Source organism: Pedobacter polysacchareus, from assembly GCF_019802255.1.
Classification (GTDB): domain Bacteria; phylum Bacteroidota; class Bacteroidia; order Sphingobacteriales; family Sphingobacteriaceae; genus Pedobacter; species Pedobacter polysacchareus.
Window position 1 is genome coordinate 169,700 of record NZ_JAHYSS010000008.1, and the last position, 26,278, is coordinate 195,977.

Below are 26,278 nucleotides of genomic sequence, written 5' to 3' on the forward strand. Positions count from 1 at the left end.
TTATAGCATAAAGACATGAAATTTTTCTTCCATACCACTAAAATATTGATCCTGCTCAGTTTGATCTGGATCCAGTCTGCATCGGCTCAAAATGCTTATTTCTTTCCTAAAGCCAGCGCATTGGATCCCAAAATCCCCACACCTGAACAGTTTTTAGGTTATCCTATCGGTACTTATTATACGCGCTATGATCAGGTGCTGGCCTATTTACGGCAGCTGGAAAAGCTATCCGACCGCGTACACCTGGAAAGTCTTGGGAAAACTTATGAGCAGCGTGAGCAAGTGGTGGTGACCATCACTGCGCCTTCAAATTATGCGAAGTTGGAACAGATCAGACAGGAACACCTGGATCAGGTAGATCCTTCTAAACCTGTACTGAGCAATAATGCCCCAGTGATTATCCACTTGGGATACGGGGTGCATGGCAATGAGACTTCCAGTACAGAAACGAGCTTACTTACAGCTTACTACCTGGCAGCAAGCAATGATGAGGAAACCCAGAAATGGCTGACAGAAGCAATCGTATTTATTGATCCTGCGCTTAATCCGGATGGCAGAGACCGTGCGGCGAACTGGCATAATTCCTATCATTCTTTTCCTGCGGTAGGCGATCCGCTGGACAAAGCGCACCAGGAGGCATGGCCGAATGGAAGGAGCAACCATTATTTTACCGACCTGAACCGAGACTGGCTGAACCTTGTACAGGTAGAAAGCCGGAACCGCCTTGCTTTCTTCCATAAATGGTATCCAAATGTACAGATCGATTTTCATGAGCAGGGAACGAATGCCACGTATTATTTTGAACCTTCGCCGAAACGCCATGAGAGCCCTGTGATCCCACAGTTTTTGTATGAATTTCAGGTAAACCTGGCAAAATACCATGCAAAAGCGCTGGATGATATCGGATCGCTTTATTTTACCAAAGAAAATTATGATAACTTATCACCGATTTATGGTTCTACTTATCCTAAGTTTTTTGGTTCGGTAGCGGCAACTTTTGAGCAGGCGAGTTCAAGGGGGATTTTGCAGGAATCCACCAATGGCCCATTAACTTTTGCCTTCACCATCCGCAACCACCTGGCCACGAGTTTCTCTACGATCAGAGGTGCTGTGGCAGAGAAATCGGGGCTTTTTAAAGTACAAAAAGACTTCTTCAAATACGCTTTAGGACAAGGACAAAAGAATCCTGCCAAAGCATTTGTGTTTGGCGATCAAAATGATGTGAACCTGACGCAGAAATTCCTGGGCTTGCTCTTACAGCATCATGTAGAGGTGTATGAACTTGCTGATAAAATCAGTCAGGAGGGGAAAACATTTGAGAAAGGAAAAAGTTATATTGTTCCATCTGCCCAGCCCAACTTTTTAATTATTCACTCTATCTTTGAGGAGAATATATTGAAGGACAGCATCTTTTACGACAATACCGGATGGAGTATCATTCAGGCTTACGGATTGAAATATGCAAAAGTAAATGGTGCTTTTTCTAAGGGTGCCGCTGTAAAAAATGTAGCTGCGGAAACTGGGCGGTTAAATGGCAATCGTTCCTCTTATGCCTACCTGATCAATTCTTCCGATTATAATTTTACGAAAGCATTGTATCAGCTGCAGCTGCAAAACGTGCTGGTTAAAACGGCGTTTAAATCTTTCGTTGCAACTGTTGGCTCCGAGAAAAAAGCATACCTGCCAGGCGCTCTGGTGATTCCGGTAGTAGGGCAGACGCTTCCTCCGGATTCCCTGTATGCGGTATTGAAAAGTGTGGCCCGATCTGCTAATATTGACATTAGCCCGGTGGCCACAGGTTTTAGTGCCGAGGGTATCGATTTAGGCAGCAGCAGTATTAAGGCTGTGCGAAAACCTGAAGTTGCGCTGGCTTTTGGTCAGGGTGTAACTTCTTCTGAAGCTGGTCAGGTGTGGTTCCTGTTGAATCAGCAGCTAGACCTGCCGGTTACTAAGCTGGACCTGCAAAGTTTTGCCAGAGCACCATTGAACCGCTATAACGTGTTGGTACTGCCAGGCGGTAACTATAGCGATTGGGACAAAGCCACGATTGATAAGATCAAAAACTGGGTAACTGAAGGTGGAACGCTGATCACTTTCCAAACGGCAACAGCCTGGGCAGTAAACCAGGGCATCGTAAAAGAAAAGCTTTCGGAAACAGACAATTTCTCCAGAAGGGGCGAGGTGCCAGCAGCAGCACCGTTAGCTGCGGCATCATCTAAAGAAGAAGATAAAACTAAAGGTCCGGGAAGAGGGGCAGCTGGAGCTGAATCGCTTGCTGCCAAACCTGTGAGAGGGACTAAAGACAGACTGGATTTTGCCAATCAGGAAGATGTGGAAGGTTCAAAAAGAATCAATGGGGCGATCTTCTTAGCCGACCTTGACATTACCCATCCGGTAGCTTTTGGGGTCAGTTCCCGCAAACTGTTTATCAATAAAAATGGCGCTACGTTATTACTGCCAAGTGAAAATAAATATGCAACTGTAGCACAGTATGCATTAAAGCCTTTCGTGAACGGTTATTCTTCTCAATCGAATATTGACAAAGTAGCGGGTTCTGCGGCAATTATTGCCACAGGAATTGGTAGAGGAGAAGTGATCCTATTTGCCGATGATCCTACTTACAGGGGTTATTGGTTGGGTACAGGACGTCTGTTCCTGAATTCGATATTCTTTGGTAATTTATTAAACGGAGGATACAGGTAACTCAGCGGGAAATCAGTTTCGTATACCACAATTACCGGGTATACGAAACTGATTTTTTCATTAACCAAAATTTTGTCGATAGACACCGGGCGATATATCTGTTAACTTTTTAAACAGCTTATTGAAAGACTGCGGGTGTTCAAATCCCAATGTATAAGCGATTTCAGCAATGCTGAGGTTACTGGTCGCCAGGATGTTTTTTGCCTTTTCGATCAACTTGTCATGAATATGTTGTTGTGTACTTTGTCCGGTTAGAGACTTCAGGAGGTCTGTTAAATACCTCGGAGAAACCTTCAAATGTGCAGCAATTTCTTGCACTGAAGGCAGTCCTGGCTGGTTAAAACGCTCCTGTAGATAGTCATTCATCAGCTCAATTAAGCCCTTGTAAATCCCTTTACGTGTGAGGAACTGTCGGTTATAAAACCTGTTGCTGTGGTTCAGCAGTAATTCTATCTGCGATACCAATATGTCCTGACTGAACTGATCATTATGGCGATCCAGTTCGATGGCAATGGCATCAAATAATGTTTCGATGACTTTCTTTTCTTTATCAGACATGAAAAGTGCTTCTGAAACACCGTAAGAAAAGAATCCATATTTCAATATGGTTTTAGCCAATGGATAGCTCTGGATTAGATCTGGGTGAAAGTAAAGCGCATAACCTTCATATTGATCAGTATCATCAGACATCCTGACCAGCTGATTTGGTGCGAGAAAAGCCAGGCCTCCTGCTTCGAAATCATAATGCCCTTGTCCATACTTTAGCTGTCCGCTAAAACTCCTTTTAAACGAGATTTTATAGAGGTCGATTAAAAAGTGCTTTCCTGCATATTTTTCGGCGATCTTGTTGAGGTCATAATTCACCAATGCAGCCAATGGATGCTGGGGCTTGGGCAGATCCAAAGCATCCATCAGTTGAGAAACATGCTTAAATATCAATGGCTTTTCTTTCATGAGCTGATGCTAAGGTAGGATTAATCCTGGACGGATGGGCGAATTACAATTTCACCTACTTCCACCTGATCTGGCTGGCTGATGGCGTAGACTACGGCCTCTGCAATGTCATTCGCAGAGATGGCAATTTTATTTGCTTTGTCTTTGATCGCTGCTTTTAGGCTTTCGTCTTTGATATGGTCTGACAGTTCTGTATCCACAAAACCCGGAGAGATTCCGGTGACCCGATATTTGCCCTCAGATTCTTGTCGCAATGCTTCAGCGATGGTACGTACTGCATTTTTGGTGCCTGCATAAACGGCTTGCAGCGGTACAATTTTAATCCCAGAAGTAGAGATGATGTTGATGATGTGTCCTGATCCTTGTTTCTTAAAGCAGGGCATTGATGCGGCGATACCATGTAAAACACCTTTGAGGTTCACATCAATCATTTCCATCCAATCTTCTACCTGTAAATCATCCATACGGGAAAGTTGGCTGATTCCAGCATTATTAATCATAACATCCAATCTGCCATATTTATGCTGAGCGAGTTGAACGAGCTGCTCCAGGTCTTCTCTTTTTTTTACATCTGTCACCAAATAATCGGCTGCCCCGCCTGCCTCGATGATCTGGTTTGTGAGTTGTGATAATTTATCCTGGCGACGTGCGCCCAGGACGACCTTTGCACCTTGCGCTGCGAGCATCACTGCGATCGCTTCCCCAATTCCACTGCTGGCACCTGTGATGGCTACTACTTTATTTTTGATCCTGTTTTCCATCTTACAAAGATCTGTTAGGATGGCCTGGGAAAATTAGCCTAAACTGTTGATGTTGTAGCCAGAAAAACGACCTAATGCATTAATTTTTGTGCCATTCCCCAAAGCGCTCCAACGATGGCCTGGAATATCGAATAAGACAGGATCACTAAAATGCTTCTGAAAAACAGTGCTTTTTTACTATAGCCATAGGCCGAGTAAAATTGAAAATAATACCAGATACCGTAGATGTATAGGGAGGGAGTGATGATCGCAAGGTAAATCAATGCAAGTGTTTTAGTCTGGGTATAAAAGATGGCACAAATGGTGAAGACCAATCCGATGATTAATTCTGCGGCAGCTTTGTAGGAGTTTAAAACCAGATTCTCCGAATAATTAAGTTTAGCTTTTCTGAACCAAATGAAGCTAAATAATGAATTAATTGGGATGGTAACCACGATCAATATTTTGGGGTATTTTGTTGCAAATTCCTCAAATGAATTCATCGCGGATTTGTTGCTGCCGGGTATTAAATCAGCTAGTTTGATGTGGACATAAGGGCTTAAAAGGCTGGATACAGTTAAAATCACAAGTATCAGCGTCACGAAATTAAAGTAGTTCGCTCTTTTGCCCTGTATAAATTCCCGAACACTATGGCCGGGTCTTGTGAAAAGTTCTTTCAGGGTAAAAAGGATGCCTTTGTCTACATGCCAAACCCCATGAATAAAATCATGTGCGACAAAATGTTTTATGGAGTACCGGTGTACACTCGATTTTTGTCCGCAATTGTGACAATAATTGTCAATTACCTGAAGGTTACAATTTAAGCAATTATGCTCCATTGGTATACTGGATAAATTTAGAATTTTGGTTTTTACTGCTCCTTTTGGTCTGCTTTTCTCCCTCTTATAATCACAAAAATGGAAAAGATGAATGTTAGTGAATAAATAATTCCGAGACCCAGATTTTTAAACTGGAAGTTTTCAAAATCAAATTCTTTATAGGTAGCTGCTCCCAGGATAATTGCAATAATCCAAAATGCTGGGGATCCTAGATCTTTTTTGTCTTTCATACTCTTTTTCTTAAAGGAAATACAATGGTTTTACAATCGACCCTGATTCAGGACTTAAATTAATTAAGCGCGTTCCTGGTCCCATAAAAACTGTTTTATGTAAAAGTGAAGACAAAAATTTTCCCAAATACTACACTAAAGTGTAGATTTGTTATTCAGCTATAGCCAAAATGAAAAACAAGATGAATTCAAGTCTGCTGACTAAGAATAAGGTTGGAAAAATATCAGAAGATGACCATCTTCAGCAGCAGGATTATTTGGAAGTCGTCGCCTCTTTTGCAAGATTAACGTATGAAAGTATTTATGTGATTGATTATGAGAAGATGGCATTTGAGTACGTTTCAGAAAATCCCTTGTTTTTGTGCGGATATTCGGCTGAGGAAGTGTTAGCGATGGGCTATGAGTTCTATTTTAAGAATGTTCCTGCAAAGGATTTAGAATTGCTGCACCTGATTAACGAAGCCGGATTTGATTTCTTTGAAAAATTACCGGGGAGTACGAAAAAATCCTACAGTATCACTTATGATTTTCATTTGATGAATAAGGATGGCAAGCAGACGCTCATCAATCATAGGCTAACCCCATTATTTCTGACCAGCGAGGAGAAGATGTGGAAAGCGATGTGTATTGTTTCTATTTCGCACCATAAAAATGCCGGTAATGTGTGTATTTATAAACAAGGTTCCGGTGAAACTTGGGAATTAAATGTTACAAACAGTGTTTGGCGTAAATCAGAGCAACCAAAACTCAGTAAAAGAGAAATTGAGATATTGCTGCTGCATGCGCAGGGATTAACAATTAACCAAATTGCAGAGAAGATCTTCGTTTCTTCTGATACCGTGAAATATTATAGAAGGCGCATTTTTGAGCGCTTAGGCGTAAGTAATATCGTAGAGGCGCTTTCTTATGCGGTGAATAACAGGATTATTTAATAGACGTTTTGCTATCCAAAGTAGTTGCAGGACATTGGATAATACCAGGGCAATAGGTTTCTATGAGAAGAATGGATTTGTGGAATTCGACCAGCACGTTTTCATGATTGATGAAATTCTTTCCCGTCATTAAAATATTCATGGAGCAGCAGTTCCATTTTGGTTAATACACCCTTGTTTACGGTTTTTCTGATCATAAATTGTCGTTGATAAAATTACCATCGCTGGATTTTTTTAATTGCTCAGGAATCTCATTATCTTGTAGCAGATGACTTTCAAAACTATCCTATCCGCTATTCTAGTGGCCATATTTGCTTTAGTCGGTATGTTATGCACACAAAATGCAGATTTAAACCTGGTCTATGCAGCATTCTGCTGTTCTCCCTACGTAATTTTAATTGCGCTGCTCTATTTTCATTTTAATACCATTCGTAAAAAGCTAAACCTGCTCAATGAGTCCAATATATTCTTTGAGCTTGCTTATGGTTTTGTGTTCTACCTCACTTTCTTAATGTTCTTCCCGGTTATACTTTTTGTAGGAACCATCGGTGATGCGTATGAACATCGGCTGTATGCCGATTTAGGCAATGTTATGGTTGAAATGTTTCCCCAGCTTTTAATACTGAGCATTTTTCTGACGATTTTTAGCAGTATCATCTTTGTCTGGGCCATAAAATCATACAAAAGATTAGTGCCGGTTCTTATCGGATATATTGTTTTGATGCCAATTGTAGAAGGTATTGCTTCGACTGGGCGGGATATTGAAAAATCAAAACAAGCGGCAGCAGATATTGCTTATAACCTTAAAAATGGGGTCTATGAATGGCATGCTGCGATGAGTAACCCAACTGCCTATCCTGTTCAATTGTACAAAGGGGTTTTCTCTTTTCCAAAAGGGGAGCATTATGGGTTTACATTTAGCGAGAGTAACAAGGTCAATTACGATGCAAAATGGGGCGAGGATGGAAGTGAAAGCAGTAAGCAAAAAGCAGTCATGCCCAATGGATTGGATATGACCTGGTATTCTTTCGTTGAAGATACCTTCTATAGGCTAAATACGCCCATTGATCAAGAGAAGTTACGGATGCTTTTCAGTAAACCCTATATGGAAAAGAGAGTTAGTCGTACTTTTGAGGAAAAGTATGACGGGATCATTATGGGTTTTGCACCAGGCGGTGTGGTGGTGGTTTGGGCGGGCAGCACTGGCCGTCGTCAGGTAGAAATTGGACGTTATCAGGCCGAAAGAGTAAGTATAGCTAAACCTGTTTCTAAGGATGAGCGTCTGGCTTATGATGATGTTTTTAATCCGGAATGGAGAAATAAGGTATTAACTGATAGTTCCATTATACCTTTAAAGATACAGCGATTGACAAAAGATAAGCCCATTCCATATGGCTATTGGGATAAACTGCGCACAACTTACAATTGGAAACCTACATTTGTGATTTCCCCTGAAATAAAGGTTCATGATGCTGATTTTAGCTTTTATAACGCTGAACGGTATGTGTTTTTTGATGAAAGTCTGTTAAAGAACCCGATTGAAAAGCGAGGAGTTCCAAAAGATGTATACCTTAAATGGTACGATAAAAATGGGAACAGATGCGCTGTAGATTTTGAATTTGATGAAGAGAAAACCTTTAAACAGTTTGATGACTTTTTTAACCGCCAAAAAAATAGCAGTGCAGCAGTAGAATTTAATATCGACCATAAAGCCAAAACGGCAACTGCAACGCTAAAAAACGGAAAGAACCAGCTCTTGCTTTTAGAGACTAAAATCATAGCGTATGGTAAAAATTACTAGTCAATTATTTGTTGTCACTTTATTTATGTAGTTTTATTCTAAATATTAAATATATGTTCCTAATCGCTGTGGGTAGTGTTGAAATTGTATTAATACTATTATTGCTCTCTATATTATGGGCATTAGGGCGTTATGCCAGAGATACTCGTATAGGCTTTGGTGGTGGTGTTTTGCTCGGGATTTTATTTACCCCAATCATCGCTTTTCTTATTTTATCTATTCTAAAGTCTCAAAGATCTGCAAGATTTGAATGATGTTTAGTTTTTAGCTCAACCGGATAAAATTAGCCATGAAGCAGCATTTCAACTTTTTTACCATTGTATTTCACCTTGCATTATGCAGTTGTTTGTGTTTTTCCATAGCGGGATTTTGTCAGAATAAACTCATCGTTAAAACAAAAAGTGGCTATGTAAGAGGACGCTTAGAAGACCGGTCACTGGTATTTAAAGGGCTGCCTTACGCTGCAGCACCTGTTGGACCTTTACGCTTTAAACCTCCGCAGGCAGCGAAAGCCTGGAAGGATACTTTAAAATGCCTGGAATTCGGTCCGATGGCAGCACAATATGGAAATGCTGTTTCCCCGCTAAAAGGCGATGAAGATTGCCTTCGATTGAATATCTATAAACCCGACATTACTACAAAAAAGAAGCTGCCGGTAGTGGTTTGGATCCATGGGGGGGCGATGACAGGCGGTTCTGGTATGTACCAAAACGGTCATGGCTTTTCGGATAGAGACAGTATCATTACCATCACCATTAACTACAGACTCGGGGTATTTGGCTTTCTATACCTAGGCGATATTGACCCGAAACTAAAAACCTCGGGTAATAATGGCTTGCAGGATTGTATCATGGCACTTCAATGGATCAATAAAAATATCTCTGCATTTGGTGGTGATATTTCCCGTATTACCGTAATGGGGGAGTCTGCCGGTGCAAAATTAGCCAGCACACTTTTGGTATCTCCTATGGCTAAAGGTAAATTCCAGCAGCTGATCCTGGAAAGCGGAAGTGTGCAATGCATCCGCGATTCTGTGACCGCTAAAGAAATCCGGAAAAGATTAATGACTATCTTAAATATAGAGAATCCGGCTCAATTATTAAACTTGCCTGCTGAAGTGTTGATTAAAGCACAGGCGTTAGTTTGCAATGGCGCTGCGGGCACAAATTATTTTGGTCCTGTTGAAGATGGTATTGTCATTAAAGGTGATCCATACGAAGTCATCAGCCAGCAGTCAGATCAGCAGGTCAAATTACTGATAGGGACGAATAAAGAAGAGAGTGTGATGTTTATGGAGATGGATAAGCGGCTTTACCATCCCGCTCCAGAAGTGTTAAATGCTTGGTATGGTAAAAACTATCCTTTAGTGCTGACTGCTTATCAAGATGCAATTAAAGCGGGCCCGGCCGACTCTATAACGATTCACATCCTAACTCAATACATGTACCAGATGCATTCTTACCGCCTGGCAGAGGCGCTGGCTAAAGCGGACAGGGAAGTCTGGATGTATCGTTTTGATTATGATCAGGATGGTTCGCCAGCCTCACATGCTAAGGAATTGTCTTTTATCTGGTCTTTAGCTGCTGATAAACCTGATAAAGGTTTGGATGACCGTCAAAAACTAACTTACCAGATGCACAGCGCCTGGGTGAAGTTTATAAAATCGGGGTCTCCAGGCCGGGTTAACGGGCATGACTGGTTCCCTTATCAATTCAATCATAAAAATGTGATGCTGTTTGATGCTATCTCTAGGCCAGTTCTATTTGAAACTATTTTTAACGACGAGAATTATCCAAGTGCTGGATTTATACTTGATAACTGATTTCTAAACTCAAATTTTAACAACCTGTTATGAAACACCTTATCTTATTCGCTTTACTCCTCATTTCTTTTCATAGTTTTTCACAAGAGAAAAGTATTAAAAAAGAAAAATGGCATTGGAACAACGCCTCAAAACAAGATACTGTTGCGGGCTATGCACAGGTTTTAAAAGTTGACAATATCCTTTACATTTCTGGCGCTGTCACAAATGACATCAGCCCTGAAGGCATTACCTCTGTTTATAATGCTTTAAAAGCTTCACTATCCAGTTACGGTGCCACCTTTGAAAATGTGGTCAAAGAAAATTTGTATACAACAGATATTGAGGCGATGAAAAAGTATAATTATGCACGTAAGAAATTTTATAACAGGGACTTTCCAGCAGCTACATGGGTGCAAGTAGTGCGGCTATATATGCCGGAATCTAAGTTAGAGGTTGAATTGATTGCTCATTTGCCTAAATAACTTGCGAATAGGCTTCAGCTATTTTACAAAATAGAATCCTATCTTCGGAAATAAATGAGGATCAATCCAGGTTTCTATTGTTTGTGCTGTTAATTTCAGACTGTGACTAAAATAAAAAGAATCACCCCAACAGATTTCAGGGGACAGTTTATGTCGGAGATGTCAACTGATTTTGCGGTTTTGAAGACGGCTATTCAGATCCATGATATCGCAAAAACATCTAGTTTCATTAAAGTGCCCACGCCTTTGCACAGGCCGGAATACAATTTCATCGTTCACATTACCAGGGGTAGTGCAAAACAGCAAGTAGATGCAAACTTAGTCTCCATCAAAGAGCATGAAATCTTATTTGTCAGGCAAGGCAATGTAACTTCATTAAAAGAGGTGAGTCCGGATGCCGCTGGGCATATCATTTTATTCGAAGATCAGACATTGAATCAACTCTTATCAAAACAGGAACTCATAAAGCTCTTTTCTGCTAACATCGTCATTCATTTACAGAAGGAGAGTAGTGCCTGGTTATCCGCTCTATTTGAACTTTTGAATACCGAGATTTATTACCCAAATCCAAACCTTGGAATCTGTTATTCACTGCTGCAGGCGGGTTTACAGAAAATTTTTAGCTCAAGTAAAGAACTCAGTAAAAGTATAAGCCGGAGTGCCGAAATTACTTTTAGTTTTAAGGAACTGGTTTATAAAAATTATACACAGCATAAGTCGATCTCATTCTATGCCTCAGCGCTATCTGTTTCAGAAAACTATCTCCATAGGTGTATCAAGGAAACTATCGGAGAGCGTCCAAAGGAATGGATCAATAAAGTGAGTATCCTACAAAGTCAGTTGCTTTTACAAGATATGACTAAGAGCATCTCAGAAATAGCTTTTGAACTCAATTATGGGGATCCCAGTTATTTTGGAAGGCTCTTTAAAAATATAACAGGCGTAACTCCTTCGGAGTACCGAATTGCCTTTATGCAGGATTTGTCCGAGTAAAGAGTGGTTTAGTTTTAAAGCAATTCTTGTTTTCAGTCCACCTTTGTGTCCTTAAACTCAAAGAAAATGAAAACGTTAATTGCTATTAGAAATTCGGGTATCAGGAGTAATCTCCAAACCAAAGGTTATTGTAGGCATAAGGGACTGACCAAATGGTCAGGTCTTTATATCGCCATTTTAATTCTCCTTTATTCAAGTAAAAGTTACAGCCAGATTATTCAGGATGTAGGTGGTGCTGCTGTCACTGTTCATGCTAAAACTAGCTTTAAAGATCTACCCTTGGAAAGTGCTCTTTCAGGCAATAAGTTTCAATTGAATACTTATGACGCCTGGCTGCCTATTCTCCCTTTTAAAGTTGGTAGGACGAGCATTTTCAGTAATCTGAATTATCGCTTGATGGATTTCAATTATGAGAATAACAGTATAGATGATCCAAATCAGGTGGAGAGAATTCAGGAGATAAAATCGGTAATTATTATTAGACATCCTATTTCGAGTAAATGGTCTGTTTTGGGAATAGTGATGCCAACGCTGGCTGCAGACTTTAAAAAGCCAGTTTCCTTTAATGATTTGATCCTGGACGGAATACTCGGCTTATCTAAAAAGTTCGGTGCAGAATCGAATCTCGAAATTGGGTTTGGCGTTCATGTCCTGCATTCTTTCGGAGAGACTTTGATCACCCCTGGGATTTCAATTGATTATCGAAGTACCAACAATAAATGGTTAGCGCAGTTTTATTGGCCGAGATTGAATGTACTTTATAATGTGAGCGAAAATACCCAGGTTGGATTGGCTGGTTCAATAGACTGGACCCGTTTTAATCTGAAAAATTATAGTGGTTCTAATGGTAAAGAAGTCGATTATGCTCAGTTTTCCAGCATTCATGGCGGCTTGCAGGTCAATCAACGATTGATAGGTGCGATCTGGATTCAGGGACAGGCAGGAATGGGACTGTTGAATAGTTATGAATGGTTTGATGTGAAACAAAAAACGGTGAATGATTTTTCTATTTCGAATATGACTTATGGAAAAGCGGCACTGACTTATCGTTTGGGCAGGAGGAAATAGATTAAAGTCTTATGAAAAACAGAAATGATCATCCTTCAACGTTTAACCTGCGTTCTTTAATCCTTGCAGCTGTGCCAGCTTATGTATTTCCAGCCCTAATGTCATTTACATCTGGGTTTTTTCTTCAAAAAAATGAGCTGATGTCGGCCAGTTATACCAGTATAGGTTTGTCTTCCTTATTGTCAACAGTAGTTAGTTTTATGATACTCTGGCAATTTGAGTTCAGACAAATTTTAGCTCAAAACAAGTTGTTGAGGTCTGTCCTCATTGTCATGTTGATGATTAGTCTGGGGATGGCATGCTCCACATTATTGAACCTTCAATCAGAACGTTTTAATATCACATTTTCCGCCTTTTTAGGCGCAGCAATATTAACTATCCGTCAGCAAATAAAAAAATCATAAAGATGAATAAGATTAAACCAACTATAGTTGTTTTTGGATGCACTGGTACGGTTGGTGCCGAGGTAATGCGCCAACTGAGTTTTGCTGATTGTAGGGCAAGAGGAGTACTTAGGAACCCTGAGCGTCCGTATCCGGTACAGATCGATAAAGGTAAATCGAATGTCACTTATTTAAGTGCAGACTTAAATTCGGCCCTGGAGCTGAAAAAAGCGTGTTTTGGAGGAGACGCATTGTTTCTTTTAACGGCAACTTCTCCTGATCAGGTGGCGCATGAAATCAATATTATAGATGCTGCCAGACAAAGCGGTATTAGACGGATCGTCAAGTTGTCTGCTCCGATGGTTCAGTTGCCAGCGAAGGTCGAGGTGAGTGAATGGCATCGTAAAATAGACGACTATCTTTCAGGAAATATAGCGGATTATTGTTGCCTGAGACCTCATTCCTTTATGCAGAATTGGGAGCGAAATACTTTTACCATCCGGTATTTTGGCAAGATATATGGAGCTTTAGGGAATGCTCCCCGAAATTATATTGACTGTCGGGATGTAGCAAGCGTAGCCGTAAAATATTTATTGGCAATTGACGAATTAAAAGATCGGTCGCTTGTTTTAGCGGGGCCTGAGGCCATTACGAATATGGAAATGGCAGCGAAGTTATCACGAATAACAGGGCGTGAAATTGAATATCTGGACATTAAGTCTGAAGAGTTGTTTAGTCAATTCGTCAACAAAGCGAAATTACCAGAATGGCTGGCCACTCATCTTGTCGAACTGGATGATTTGGCAACTAGAGTTCCCGAACCGGAGCAGGATACGATAACAAACTTAATTCTAAGAAGACCAGTTATCATGGAGGAATACTTGCAGGAAAACAGGCATCTTTTTACAAGAAAGCCGCTTTGGAGGATGCTGTTCTAATTTGTCTTTAGCATAAGCGGTTGTTTATCTTATAGTATATATTAGGAAGGAAATATCTGGCTTCCTGAGGAATTTAAATGATTGCAGTTCATAAAATTTGGGCATTGATTGACATTCTTTATGTTTTTTGTCAGTTGAAGTTAATTTTTTTCTTATTTTAGTTAACAACACCTAATATTCTAACCAAAGCTAATGTATGGGCCGGAGACGCTACTTTCTGATTTTTTGTATTCTGGCAATTTTTGTATTTGCAGCTGTGCAATGCACACAGGTAGAAAGTAAAAGTAACGATAGTAGGGGGCCGGCCTATGCGGGAAGTGCTACCTGTATCAGCTGTCATAAAGATCTGACAAAATCAGCGATCCACAATTCCCATTTTAATGCTTCAAAAATGCTGACTAAGCCTAATTCTGCTGATAGCCTGCATATCCCTGATGGGGAGTTTATTTTCAATGAAAAAACTAAAATGTTGGTGAAAAACCGTGCGGATGGCCTTTATCAGACCGCTATGATCAATGGAGTTGATCGAAAAACAGAACATACGGCTATGGTTTTTGGTGCAGGACACAAGGCATATACCTTCGCCTTTTGGTACGGCAATCAACTGATGCAAATGCCATTGAACTACCTGACTCAAGAACATCAATGGGTAAACAGTCCGGGTTTTCCTACGGAACAGATTTATTTCGGTAGAACAATTGATCTGCGTTGCTTAGAGTGCCATGGATCTTTCGCGGAGAAAAAGCCAATCCAGAGTACTGATTTTTCAGTTCAGGAAGAGTATGTTAAAAATTCCCTCATTGCTGGGATAGATTGTGAGCGCTGCCATGGTCCTGCGGCTCAGCATGTCAATTTTCATCAGGAAAACCCTGAGGCGAAAACGGCTAAGTTTATGGTGAATTATAAGAAATTAGCATTAACACAAAGGGTAGATGCCTGCGGGATATGCCATTCAGGTGTGGGGCTTCAATCATTGAGCTCTATTTTTAGTTTTAAGCCTGGGGATACGTTAAAAACTTTACCAGAATATAGTGCCTATCGAGGTGAAGATCCAGATGTACACGGTAAACAAAAACAGTTGCTTGAAGCTAGTGTATGTTATAAGATTGGCAAGGCAGAATGTGTTACCTGTCATGATATACATGATAACAATAAACCTAGTCTTGCAATTTATTCCGCTAAATGTATCAGCTGTCACCAGGATGTGAAGCATGATGCCTTGAAAGAGAAAAATAAAGCGATTCTGGCAAATAACTGTATCGACTGTCACATGCCGATTAAAGAATCTCATGCTATCGCTTTTCAGGTGAGCAATAGCAAAGAAAAGATACCCTATAAACTGCGTACGCATCGCATTGCGATTTATAAAGATTTGGTAAAGGGTAAATGAACTCTATAAACTGATACAATCCCAGGATATAAAGTAAGTAATCCCGATCTTCCGATCGGGACTAGACCTTAGTGTGCTTTAAGTTTGCCGGCTATGGTTTCCAGCTTGCTTTTTAATTTGTTGATAGCGCCTTGAAGGGCTACATCATAATTGTTTCCTAAACTGGAAACAGCAAAAGGTTCTCTGCCTGAAATTCTAGCCTCTAATAAACAACGTTTGTCATCTATACCTTCTTTACTTCCATTTTCGTCTGATAAATGTACCTCCAGGCGGGTGATTAAATCATCGAATATGCCCAGGCCTTCATTGATTTGATTTTTAATTTTTTCTTCGTATTCCTGGTGTATTGTTAAGTTTTTGTCGGTATTCAATTGGATAGTCATAGTCTCTTAGTTAAAATGTTTCTACCTATTGAACAATAAAACCAGGTTTTGGTTTTAGGCCAATAAAATTCTTTCCCAGTAGATGAGCCTATCAGAAAGGTTAATTGAGCCGGAAAGTAAAATTTACCTTCAATATTTTCATTAGGTTTGCCTATATTGATTGATACTTTGGCATGGAAGAGTTAGAAAAATTAAGCACCATTCATTATTCGGGCATATTTTTATCCTGCTTTTCGGATTATAGCGAAAAGTGTATCCATGCGACCCCAGATCACGTTTTATTGTATTTGTATTCAGGTGAACAGGTGATCGAAGATAGGGGCAGGAAGATCACGATAAAAGCTGGGCAATGTGTTTTTATCAGAAGGGACCATCGTCTGCTGATGTATAAAAACAGTAAAGGCGAGCAATTATATAAGGGTATCTCTCTTACATTCAAACGTAAAGTATTGCGTGAATTCTATAGCAGGTTAAACAAAGCCGATATCCCTAAAAACATAGCTATTCCTGACGAGCATGTTTTTAAGATCGAATCTCGGCCTGACATCACTAGCCTGTTTCAATCATTGATGCCTTATTTCGATGAGCAGGTAAAGCCTACGGATGGGGTGTGCCATTTAAAACTTCTGGAAGGAATTTATGCGGTTCTAAACAACAACCCGATTTTCTATCCGGTATTGTTCGATTTTGCTGAGCCCTGGAAAATGGATATACTGGAGTTCCTCAATGAAAATTATATGGATGAGCTTTCAATGGAGGAGATTGCAGCCTATACCGGACGTAGCCTGGCTACATTTAAGAGAGATTTTAAGAAGATCAGTAACCTCAGCCCGCAAAAATGGTTGATTAAAAAACGTTTGGAAGCTGCTTATGTCATGCTGAAAGAAGAAGAGAAAAAAGTGCAAGAGGTGTATATCAAGGTTGGTTTTAAAAACCCTTCCCATTTCTCCACCGCGTTTAAAAGGGAATACGGATTTCCTCCTACGGAAATGCAAAATATAAACAAAAACTGAGCTGCTCAGTAAAGTAAATTGAGCCTCACAGCAACATCGAAGCGAGGCTTTCTCATTAATTTTGTTTTATGGAAAATGCGAAAGAAGAAATTGTAATGGAAGATAGGCCATCAGATATATTTGATAGGTTGAGGGCGGGGGGGCCTATAAGGCTAAACGACCCAGAGTATTTTAAGATCAGTGAGGTGGTTAACAAAACGATAATACTATCTCAACAACTGAATAATTCTACTGATACCCACCAGATACGCCAATGTTTAAGTAAAATCCTCGGTTCAGATGTAGAGGAGAGTACCACCGTTTTTATCCCTTTTTATACCAACTTCGGCAGGTTTACCAAAATAGGAAAGAACGTTTTTATCAATCATGCCTGCTCATTCCTTGATATGGGCGGTATCACGATTGAAGACGAGGTGCTGATCGGTCCGAGAGTGAATCTGGTTACAGAGCATCATCCTTTGGAACCAACCGATAGGCGGGCATTGGTCACAAAGCCAATTCTTATCAAAAGAAACGCATGGATTGGTGCTGGGGCTACGATATTGCCTGGGGTAACCATCGGCGAAAATTCGGTTGTTGCCGCAGGGGCTGTAGTTTCAAAAGACGTTCCTGACCATGTAGTTGTGGCTGGGATTCCTGCAAAAATCATCAAATCAATTCCCTAGGTAGTTCAGAGAAATCCACAACGTTTAAGAACATATACAAGATGAGTGTTCCTCTTGTATCAAACTTTTTGTTTTGATTTTTGTACTTTTATAACTTTATGGAAGCACCTGTTGAATTTCCCAGCCCTGCACTGAACAGTGTTTTAAAACTTAGGGGTTTTAAAGTTAGCCGAAGCAAGGTTCCAAAAGGCGGGCCATCAGCATTTGGTCGACGGCATTTTTACAAAATCGTATTGAGCATAGGTAATGTTGAACTGTGCTATGGGGATCGCATAATTCAAATGAATGGTAGGTACCTCTTCTTTGCGAATCCGTATATTCCTTATGCTGCTGAGATCCTAGAAAAAGAACAAACTGGTTATTCCTGTGTTTTTACTGAAAATTTCATCAAGTCCTTAGAGCATTTAGAGAGCTTGCTGAATTCACCTTTGTTTAAATTAAGCGGTATACCTGTTTTTAAACTTGATGAACAACAATTCATAAAACTCTCCGGTTTTTTTGAAAATATGATCACCGAAGATGTAACGAATTATCATTACAAGGATGATCTGATGCGTAATTATATTCAAATGATCCTCCATGAGGCGATGCGCACGCGACCGGAGGAGCATTTTGTGCAATTCAACAACGGCTTATTGCGAATTGCTACTCAATTCATGGAGTTGCTTGAACGGCAATTTCCAGTCGAAAATCTGAATGCACCATTAAAGCTTAAAACTGCACAGGATTATGCAAATAGCCTATCTATTCATGTCAACTATCTTAATCGTGCGGTTAAAGAATTGACGGGGAAATCAACCACTTCACTTATCGCCAGCCGCATCACTGTAGAGGCAACTGCTTTACTGCAGCAAACTGATTGGAGCGTAGCTGATATTGCATACGCCCTTGGATTTGAATACCCTAACTATTTCAGTAGTTTTTTTAAAAAAGCAACCGGTAACATCCCGAAATTTTATCGCATTCGCAAGATTTGAAATTTATACTTTTTGGTTTGATTAGTTTACCTGACTAGGGCTGTCTCAGCTTTATCTTTGGTTGTGTCGTTTTACTTGAGCTAACAAAATTTTTAGCAATAGTAAGCAGGCCCAGGAATATTCAAATCAATACACTATAAAATGGAAAAACGTAAATTAGGTAAGCGCGGATTAGCAGTTTCTGCTATAGGGCTGGGCTGTATGAATATGAGTTTCGGATACGGTAACGTTGTTGACCGCAGGGAAATGATCAGACTGATACAGCAGGCTGTTGAAATAGGAATAGATTTTTTTGATACTGCAGAGATGTATGGCCCATACATAAATGAGGAATTAGTGGGTGATGCTTTAGCACCCATGCGTGAAAAGGTTGTCATTGCTACCAAATTTGGGTTTGAATTTGATCCACAGACCAATGAAAATAAAGGTTTTAACAGTCGCCCAGAACATATCCGTAAAAGCTGCGAAGCTATGTTAAAACGACTGAAGACGGATTATATCGATTTGCTTTATCAGCACAGGGTTGACCCTGCTGTTCCTATCGAAGATGTAGCAGGAACTGTAAAGGACCTGATTCAGGAGGGGAAGGTAAAGTATTTTGGTTTGTCTGGTGCAGATGCAGAAAATATCCGCAAAGCGCATGCAGTACAACCTGTTTCAGCTGTACAAAGTCAATATTCGCTATGGAGTCCTGGAGTTGAGGATATAATTTTACCAACTTTGGAAGAATTAGGCATTGGTTTCGTTGCTTATGGGCCACTGGGGCATGGCTATCTGACAGGTACTGTTGATTCAGATACAAAGTTTAATGCTAATGACATCAGGAATAGAGCAAATATGTTTCCAGATTTCACCAAAGAAAAAATAGAAGCTAATCAGCCTAAGATTAGTGCATTTAATGCATTTGCAAAAAATAAAGAAATTACGCCTGCACAACTGGCTTTGGCCTGGGTGTTGAATCAGCCCCATGGTTTTGTACCTATACCAGGTACTACCAAAATTCAGCGTTTGGAAGAAAATACTGCGGCTGCATGTGTCAGGTTATCATCAGAAGAGTTGATGCAATTGAGGGCAATGGTATCCTAAATAAAATCACATTTATTCATCTGCAGCTGGACCGTTGATTACGTAAATGCTTTTGGCTTAAATTCGACTTAATTTAGCATTAAGGTGTCTTGCTATTTTGGAGAATTTTATTACTTTTATAAAATATTAATCGCTCTCAAACTATGGCAGTAGGCTTTAACCCTAAGTACAATGACGAATTCCCTTTAGCTGACTTAACACAAAAACAATATATTGCACTCGGCATCGAAGCAGCAAAGTTTCTTGGTTGGGACATCATTTATGCAAGTAGTTCAGGGTTTAAAGCGTATACAAATAAAAACGTCTTCTTCTCTGCAAATCAGCTTATAAAGGTTGTAATAGTGGCCAATAATGTAAGTATTGAGAGCTTTTCTGTAGGTACTGAGATGGTTGATTTTGGTAAAAACAAGAAGAATGTCAACCAGCTGATTTCTGCTATTGAGGAATTAAAACCTAATTTCAATGTTGAAGAATTAGAATTGAAATATGAAGCCTTAACATTGGTTGCTGATGAAGATGATGAGCTTACACAAGCGCCAGCAACAGCAACCCAAAATTTCAAGGGCGTTCTTTCTATTTTCGTTCCTGGAAATGGATACTTTGTTACTCCCATTTTACTTAATATAAATTTGCTAGTTTTCATCTTAATGGTATTGATGGGGGTAAACGCTTTCAATCCAGATGGTGAAAGTTTGATTAGCTGGGGTGCTAATTTTAAACCAATAACAACTGCCGGTGAGCCTTGGCGGTTGCTTACCAATTGTTTTTTACATATAGGAATTTTTCACCTGTTGATGAACATGTATGCCTTGGTCTTTATTGGAGCAATACTAGAGCCTTATTTAGGTAAGACTAGATTTGCTGCTGCGTACCTTCTTGCTGGTATTGGTGCCAGTGCAGCTAGTTTATGGTGGCATGATATGACCATTAGTGCTGGTGCTTCTGGTGCTATTTTTGGTATGTATGGTGTTTTTCTAGCTTTATTAACTACAGATTTTATTCACAAAGATATAAGGAAGAATTTGCTAACCAGCATCTCGGTTTTCGTAGGTTATAATCTATTAAATGGGTTAAAAGGAGGAATAGATAATGCAGCTCATATTGGAGGTCTTCTTAGTGGCCTGATCATAGGCTATGCTTTGATACCTAGTTTAAAGAAGCCTAAGGTGTTTAAGCTGGAGTTAAATACGATCTTATTGTTAACGGTATTGATGTTCTGTACATCATTCATGGTGTATAATCAAACATCTTATGATTTTGCAAAGTATGATACTGACATTAATGCATTTGTTAGAAATGAGTCTCAAGCGTTAGAAGTTTATTCATTACCTGAGGATGTGTCGGATGCTGAGTTGATGCACGAGATAAAAGATCGTGGAATTTACTATTGGAATGAAAACATTAAACTTATAACAGAGTTAGATAAACTTTATCTTCCTGAAATACTTCACGAAAAAAATCTGGCACTCAAAAAGTATTGTGAAGTTCGCATCAAATGCTATGAATTGATGTATAAAGCTATTGCAGAAAAGAATAAGGAGAAGTATAATGCAGAAATACAAACTTTAACTCAGCAGATAGAAAATATGGTAAATGAGCTGCAAGGGGAGACTGAGTAGAGCGTTGTTGATGCAAAGTTAGCTATGGGGTTTCTATAAAAAATACGACAATGAAAATTCCGACCATACATGGATATATTGATAGGAGAATTTTAATCAATTTCACTGCTGATCCAAAAGCAGTGGCGAAAATTATTCCGTTTCCTTTTAGACCAAAAACTTATAAAGACAAAGCTATCGTTGGTATTTGTCTAATCAGACTTAAAAAAATTAAACCAAAAGGACTTCCTGACTTTATTGGAGTAAACTCAGAAAATGGCGCGCATAGAATTGCTGTAGAATGGGATGAAAATAGAGAGACAAAATCAGGCGTTTATATTCCTCGCAGGGATACTTCTTTGAAATTAAATGCTCTCGTAGGTGGGCGAATATTACCTGGTAAACACTATCATGCAAAATTCAACGTAGCTGAAAATAACGGAGATTACCATGTTGATTTTAAGAGCTCTGACGACACTGAAATCTGTATTGACGCTAAAGAAGTCAATTTATTTAATGACAAATCAATTTTCGAAACATTAGAAAATGCTGCTCATTTTTTTGAAAACGGTGACCTTGGTTATTCACCAAACAAAGGGAAATTTGAGGGGCTTAGATTAAATGCCTATAGGTGGGAAGTTAGACCGCTTGATGTTTCAAAAGTGAAATCAAGCTTTTTTGAAAACGAAGAGATCTTTCCTAAAGGTTCGGTGATTTTTGACAACGCATTGTTAATGACAAACATTGAACATGAGTGGAAAAGCGAACCAGACAAATAACGGTGTGAAGTAACATCCGATTAGTTTGATTTTTATAACTTTATAAAATGAATCAGCAATCTGAGAGCTTAAAGCAGTTTTACAACCGTGTTCCTGCCGCGAACCATTTAAACCTTTCCTTAAATAATGCTGGTGCAGGTCATTTTAATGTGTTTTTAAGAGAAGCCTGTGCCTTCGTAACTCCATATAGTCGTCGTGATTATTACAAAGTATCCTTAATTATTGGAACAGGAAAACTGCATTACGCAGATAAATGGATAGAGATTGACCGTCCAGCACTTCTGTTTTCCAATCCTATTATTCCTTATTCATGGGAAGCAGAGTCTGAAATCCAGGAAGGGTGGTTTTGTCTGTTTACCGAATCTTTTCTGCAGCCTAGCGAACAGAAAGGCATTTTACAACAATCACCGCTCTTCAAGATAGGAGGAAGTCCAGTCTTCTTTGTAGATAAAGAACAGCAGGAGGAGCTTTCTGCCATTTTTAAAAAGATGACTTCAGAAATAGCTTCTGATTATCCTCAGAAGTATAATCTGCTCCAGACTTATTTGCATTTGCTGATTCATCAGGCCATGAAAATGATTCCTGCTGAAAGTTATCAGAAACACCATAATGCTTCCACGCGTATCACCAATCTTTTTATAGAGTTACTCGAAAGGCAATTCCCAATAGATACACCGGAAGCTTCGCTAAAGCTAAATACTGCGAATGACTTTGCGAAGAGCTTATCAATACATGTAAACTACCTGAACCGTGCAGTGAAGCAAACGACAGGGAAAACAACAACAGCGCATATTGCATTAAGAATTATACAAGAAGCCCAGGCATTGTTGCAGCACACTGATTGGAACATTTCAGAGATTGCCTACAGCCTTGGTTTCGAATATCCAGCTTACTTTAATAACTTTTTCAGAAAAATGACTGGTACTACGCCAGGTGAGGTGAGGAGCGTGTTGGTTTGAATTTTATAGTCATCTGTTTGAATACTGTATATAAACCTATTAGTGCTTACCCTAGTTTTGTACTTACTAAAATTTAGAATTATGAAATACAGAAATTTAGGTAAAACTACAGAGAAACTATCCGCTATTGGCCTAGGCTGTATGGGAATGAGCTTCGCCTATGGCCCAACGGATGATACCGAAAGTATTGCAACTTTGCATAAGGCACTTGACCTGGGAATTAATTTTTGGGATACTGCGGATATGTATGGAAACGGAGCGAACGAAGAATTGATCTCTAAGGTATTGGTGCCAAACCGGGAGAAAGTTTTTATAGCCACCAAATTTGGCTTCCGTTTTAAAGACAATATCGCTGGTCCAAGTAATTCAAGTGGAACTTATTTTGATGGCTCCCCAGCCTGGATAAAGATAGCGGTGGAGCAAAGTTTGAAACGCCTTAAAATTGATACTATAGATCTTTACTATGCCCATAGGGTAGACCCAAATGTACCTATCGAAGATACGGTTGGCGCCATGGCCGAATTAGTTAAAGAAGGAAAGGTCCGGTACCTCGGGTTGAGTGAGGCCTCTCCAGAATCTATTCGAAAAGCAAACGCTGTGCATCCGATTGCCGCTTTACAAAGTGAATATTCTTTACTTAGTCGTGATGTGGAAGTGGAAATCCTCAGTACAGTGAAGGAACTTGGTATTTCACTGATCCCTTATTCTCCATTGGCAAGAGGACTAGTCACTAATGTATTGGAAGTCGATAAACTCTCAGATACTGACTTCCGCAAGTCTTTGCCAAGGTACAGTGGTGAAAATTATAAAAATAACCAATCATTGGCGAATGAGTTTGCCAGCTTTTCCGCGCAGAAAAATGTGACCTCAGCTCAACTTGCTTTAGCCTGGGTATTGGCACAGGGGACTGATATTATCCCTATCCCGGGAACAAAAAAACGTAAATATCTGGAAGAGAATGCAGGGGCGGTAGAGATTAACTTATCTGCTGTTGATCTAAAAGCTATTGATGAACTGATTTCACGCTACCCAAACATTGGCGAACGTTACAGTGAAGGTTCCATGAAACTGGTTAACAACTAAATTTAGCTTTAAAAGCAAAAACGCTGTTAATCATTAGATTAATAGCGTTTTTTTGTGTTTTGAATCTGGTGATCCCGCTGGCATCAGAACCTAGTCCTGAAATCAACGGTTAAATAGTATCTAGTGCGGTTTTTAAATTTGACTCACCGAATCGCTCACCATTTATTTCGTACGTTTTAACTGCAATTGCTATTTGTAAATATAACAGTTTTTGACGAAACGTCAATTCATCTTAATTATTTTGATTCAAATATTGCCTTGAGTACAAAGCTGGTTCTGGTTATGAAAACGGATTAAAAATCAGAATCGTTTTCAGCAGGAAGTGATTCTCTTGATAAATGCATACGCCAAGGAATGGATAAGTATTTAATTTGTTTTTCTGGAACACTTGTACTCAGGGTCAATTTATCTGAAGGTACGCACAATTTTAATTTCAATGTTTCCTTAAATTTTTCTAATGAGATTTCATCCATAGTAATTTGTCCATGCGGTTGGACCTGCAAAAGCTCAATAGTTTCGTGCTTCAATGATTCTAGTTTGTACCCCTTTACCTTGTTGCCTAAAATATCTAGATCCTCATGTTCAGTAACAATTGCTTCAATAGCTAATACTTCAGGAGGAATACTAGGAAGGTAGAATAGATGAAATTTGAATGGCAGTAATTGTTGTTTTATAAACTCAAATGACTTAAAGTATCTCTGGTCCGTTTGTAGGGCATAAAGCTCATCAACATAATAACTCTTTAATTTTCCTTTTCTGAACAGGCCTTTCGAATCGAAATACATTTCAAAAAGCATCCCATTTAAGACATGGTTTCCTCCATCTTTGTCAAATTTGACTAACCACGTAGCAAGATTCTTCATAATTCCTTGGGCAGAAAACTCTCCACCGATTGCTGTTTGGAGTATATTTCTCCCTAAAATAAATTCTGAGCTATCATCCAACCCTTTTGCAGCTACTGTGAGAATTTTTTCAATTGCTGAATTTTGCTTATACCAATCATGCGATCTTAAATCTTCGATAACAGTATCAATATCACTACCGGTAGATTTAAACAAATGGTCAGCAACAAACTCACGTTTATACTGAAGTTCAACTGAATGTACTAGCTGACCTGAATTAAAATAGAAATTACCAATCAAAGAAGTATGTTCCCAGCTTGTTTGCTTCCCTCTTGAGAGGTTATAGACAGATGTTCTTACCCTTTTAAAGAAATCTTCAATTGGTATATTCGGATCGTCGATGTGTTTTAGTAATGATCCGGTGTAAATACTGTTTCGGCCTGATCCGTAATCCATAGCTTTTTCTCCAGGAGAGGTCGAAAATGCTATTATTGTACCCTTTGGCGCATGAATAGGTGCCAAGCCTAATTCGGTGGTACCACGATAAACAGACTGCAAGGGGTTATTCCTGCATGCATCAAGAATCAATATTTTTATAATTGGATTAGCATTCTGCATACGTTCAATTACTTCGTCCAGTCGATTAGAAGTATATTTTGCAGAAGAGCTATCGGCAAAACTTGTATCGATCGAAGTGAGATAATTTAAACCATCAATCTGAAGACCATGACCTGAAAAATAAAACAAGCCAATTTGATATTTCTTAAGATTGTCTCCAAATTCTATCAAGGCGTCATCAAATTCCTTTCTTGTGCAATTTGTGACTTTTTGAATGGTAAATCCAAGGGTCATCAATTTTTCAGCTAGATCATCCGAATCGTTAACTGCATTGATCAGTTCGTGTTCTTTTAAAACATAATTGGTATTTCCAACTATTAGTGCTAGAGCATTCATCATAATCAAATATATGTAATTGCAAGAATTACATCAGGAGCAAAAGAATAAATTTTTTCATCTAAAATCCTGTGTTTCCTTTGAAAATGGACTTATTAGTATTCAATTGTATAAGTAGAAAACAGGTTGCCATATTCTTTGTTAAGAATCTCTACAATTTTGTCTGCAACATGTTTATTATAAGCGTAAGATTGCGCAGGAGGGGTATCGTTGAGTACATAATTAAGTTGTATATTCCTTCAATACAATTTGAAAGGTTATGCTCAAATAAGTACCATATTATTTGGTAGTTCACATTGGTACTTACTGCCATTGAGCGACCGAAAAGGCCGAAATTCTTGTGAACCTCCAAATATTCTTTACCGAATATCTTGGCTTCAGTCCAGTTAATAGATGTCAAGTCGATTGATAAATCAACTCTCCGTATGTCAGTATGTTGAATGTTAATTAGGTGAATCTGGGGAACTTCAATTTACTTACCGAATCACTCAATTTTATATATGATTTATTGAATAAACTGTAGTTTTTGGTAAAAAAAAAGCCTGCAATCAATAGATTTGCAGGCTTTTAAACTTTTTGTTGCTATTTCTGGTTATCCCGTTGGCATCAGAACCTAGTCCTGAATTAGCGTTTAAATAGTATATAATGTGGTTTTAAATTCGGCTCACCGTATCACTCACCA

The 26,278-nt window shown here is 39.3% G+C and carries 24 protein-coding genes; 18 read left to right on the forward strand and 6 right to left on the reverse strand.

Annotated elements, in window-relative coordinates; all coding sequences use genetic code 11:
- Window positions 1-15 precede the first annotated feature (15 nt).
- On the forward strand, window positions 16-2,703 hold the full coding sequence (locus K7X70_RS22765; protein WP_222539209.1) for a M14 family zinc carboxypeptidase: 2,688 nt from the start codon (window positions 16-18) through the stop codon (window positions 2,701-2,703).
- A gap of 60 nt (window positions 2,704-2,763) precedes the next feature.
- On the opposite strand, the gene K7X70_RS22770 is transcribed toward K7X70_RS22765, so the two are convergent.
- The 4 genes from K7X70_RS22770 to K7X70_RS22785 form a co-directional block, all read right to left on the reverse strand.
- The gene (locus K7X70_RS22770) at window positions 2,764-3,657 is read right to left on the reverse strand and encodes a helix-turn-helix domain-containing protein (protein ID WP_222539210.1); all 894 of its coding nucleotides are present in this window, start codon (window positions 3,655-3,657) and stop codon (window positions 2,764-2,766) included.
- A 20-nt stretch (window positions 3,658-3,677) separates the two neighbouring features.
- Entirely contained in the window at window positions 3,678-4,418 is a 741-nt protein-coding gene (locus K7X70_RS22775; protein WP_222539211.1) for an SDR family oxidoreductase, read from the reverse strand.
- A 71-nt stretch (window positions 4,419-4,489) separates the two neighbouring features.
- Window positions 4,490-5,236, reverse strand: coding sequence for a DUF3667 domain-containing protein (locus K7X70_RS22780; RefSeq protein ID WP_222539212.1), 747 nt, complete (start codon window positions 5,234-5,236; stop codon window positions 4,490-4,492).
- A 32-nt stretch (window positions 5,237-5,268) separates the two neighbouring features.
- Window positions 5,269-5,466 carry a hypothetical protein gene (locus K7X70_RS22785; RefSeq protein ID WP_222539213.1) on the reverse strand — a complete coding sequence of 66 codons (198 nt, stop codon included), beginning with the start codon at window positions 5,464-5,466 and terminating at the stop codon, window positions 5,269-5,271.
- A gap of 182 nt (window positions 5,467-5,648) precedes the next feature.
- Between K7X70_RS22785 and K7X70_RS22790 the strand changes: the two genes are divergently transcribed.
- The 9 genes from K7X70_RS22790 to K7X70_RS22830 all read left to right on the forward strand — a co-directional run bounded on the left by K7X70_RS22790 (window position 5,649) and on the right by K7X70_RS22830 (window position 15,257).
- A complete protein-coding gene (locus tag K7X70_RS22790; RefSeq protein WP_222539214.1) occupies window positions 5,649-6,398 on the forward strand; it encodes a response regulator transcription factor in 750 nt (249 codons plus the stop codon).
- A gap of 268 nt (window positions 6,399-6,666) precedes the next feature.
- Window positions 6,667-8,199, forward strand: a complete 1,533-nt coding sequence (locus K7X70_RS22795) for a DUF2931 family protein (protein ID WP_222539215.1) — start codon at window positions 6,667-6,669, stop codon at window positions 8,197-8,199.
- 289 nt (window positions 8,200-8,488) lie between these two features.
- The gene (locus tag K7X70_RS22800) at window positions 8,489-10,021 is read left to right on the forward strand and encodes a carboxylesterase/lipase family protein (RefSeq protein WP_222539216.1); all 1,533 of its coding nucleotides are present in this window, start codon (window positions 8,489-8,491) and stop codon (window positions 10,019-10,021) included.
- A 29-nt stretch (window positions 10,022-10,050) separates the two neighbouring features.
- Window positions 10,051-10,485, forward strand: a complete 435-nt coding sequence (locus K7X70_RS22805) for a RidA family protein (protein ID WP_222539217.1) — start codon at window positions 10,051-10,053, stop codon at window positions 10,483-10,485.
- Between the two features lie 102 nt (window positions 10,486-10,587).
- Window positions 10,588-11,478, forward strand: a complete 891-nt coding sequence (locus K7X70_RS22810; RefSeq protein WP_281030669.1) for a helix-turn-helix domain-containing protein — start codon at window positions 10,588-10,590, stop codon at window positions 11,476-11,478.
- Between the two features lie 66 nt (window positions 11,479-11,544).
- Entirely contained in the window at window positions 11,545-12,546 is a 1,002-nt protein-coding gene (locus K7X70_RS22815) for a DUF6268 family outer membrane beta-barrel protein (RefSeq protein ID WP_222539218.1), read from the forward strand.
- Window positions 12,547-12,557: 11 nt separating this feature from the next.
- Window positions 12,558-12,950: a hypothetical protein gene (locus K7X70_RS22820; protein WP_222539219.1), complete on the forward strand. Its 393-nt coding sequence runs from the start codon at window positions 12,558-12,560 to the stop codon at window positions 12,948-12,950.
- A 2-nt stretch (window positions 12,951-12,952) separates the two neighbouring features.
- Complete coding sequence (locus tag K7X70_RS22825) at window positions 12,953-13,867, forward strand: NmrA family NAD(P)-binding protein (RefSeq protein WP_222539220.1); 915 nt, start codon at window positions 12,953-12,955, stop codon at window positions 13,865-13,867.
- Between the two features lie 196 nt (window positions 13,868-14,063).
- Window positions 14,064-15,257, forward strand: a complete 1,194-nt coding sequence (locus tag K7X70_RS22830; protein ID WP_222539221.1) for a multiheme c-type cytochrome — start codon at window positions 14,064-14,066, stop codon at window positions 15,255-15,257.
- Window positions 15,258-15,325: 68 nt separating this feature from the next.
- Here K7X70_RS22830 and K7X70_RS22835 read toward each other — a convergent pair whose 3' ends face one another.
- Window positions 15,326-15,640: an HPF/RaiA family ribosome-associated protein gene (locus tag K7X70_RS22835; RefSeq protein ID WP_222539222.1), complete on the reverse strand. Its 315-nt coding sequence runs from the start codon at window positions 15,638-15,640 to the stop codon at window positions 15,326-15,328.
- Window positions 15,641-15,813: 173 nt separating this feature from the next.
- On the opposite strand from K7X70_RS22835, the gene K7X70_RS22840 reads away from it, so the two are divergent.
- The 8 genes from K7X70_RS22840 (at window position 15,814) to K7X70_RS22875 (ending at window position 23,800) form a co-directional block, all read left to right on the forward strand.
- Entirely contained in the window at window positions 15,814-16,653 is an 840-nt protein-coding gene (locus K7X70_RS22840; RefSeq protein WP_222539223.1) for an AraC family transcriptional regulator, read from the forward strand.
- Window positions 16,654-16,721: 68 nt separating this feature from the next.
- On the forward strand, window positions 16,722-17,318 hold the full coding sequence (locus K7X70_RS22845) for a sugar O-acetyltransferase (RefSeq protein ID WP_255607577.1): 597 nt from the start codon (window positions 16,722-16,724) through the stop codon (window positions 17,316-17,318).
- 98 nt (window positions 17,319-17,416) lie between these two features.
- On the forward strand, window positions 17,417-18,295 hold the full coding sequence (locus K7X70_RS22850; protein ID WP_222539224.1) for a helix-turn-helix domain-containing protein: 879 nt from the start codon (window positions 17,417-17,419) through the stop codon (window positions 18,293-18,295).
- 141 nt (window positions 18,296-18,436) lie between these two features.
- Window positions 18,437-19,381, forward strand: a complete 945-nt coding sequence (locus K7X70_RS22855; RefSeq protein ID WP_222539225.1) for an aldo/keto reductase — start codon at window positions 18,437-18,439, stop codon at window positions 19,379-19,381.
- Window positions 19,382-19,524: 143 nt separating this feature from the next.
- A complete protein-coding gene (locus tag K7X70_RS22860) occupies window positions 19,525-21,000 on the forward strand; it encodes a rhomboid family intramembrane serine protease (protein WP_222539226.1) in 1,476 nt (491 codons plus the stop codon).
- Window positions 21,001-21,050: 50 nt separating this feature from the next.
- The gene (locus K7X70_RS22865) at window positions 21,051-21,758 is read left to right on the forward strand and encodes a DUF2071 domain-containing protein (protein WP_222539227.1); all 708 of its coding nucleotides are present in this window, start codon (window positions 21,051-21,053) and stop codon (window positions 21,756-21,758) included.
- A 47-nt stretch (window positions 21,759-21,805) separates the two neighbouring features.
- A complete protein-coding gene (locus K7X70_RS22870; RefSeq protein ID WP_222539228.1) occupies window positions 21,806-22,717 on the forward strand; it encodes a helix-turn-helix domain-containing protein in 912 nt (303 codons plus the stop codon).
- 81 nt (window positions 22,718-22,798) lie between these two features.
- Window positions 22,799-23,800 (forward strand): aldo/keto reductase, encoded by a 1,002-nt coding sequence (locus K7X70_RS22875; protein ID WP_222539229.1) that lies wholly within the window; start codon window positions 22,799-22,801, stop codon window positions 23,798-23,800.
- Between the two features lie 293 nt (window positions 23,801-24,093).
- On the opposite strand, the gene K7X70_RS22880 is transcribed toward K7X70_RS22875, so the two are convergent.
- Window positions 24,094-25,599, reverse strand: coding sequence for a caspase family protein (locus K7X70_RS22880; RefSeq protein ID WP_222539230.1), 1,506 nt, complete (start codon window positions 25,597-25,599; stop codon window positions 24,094-24,096).
- Between the last annotated feature and the right edge of the window lie 679 nt (window positions 25,600-26,278).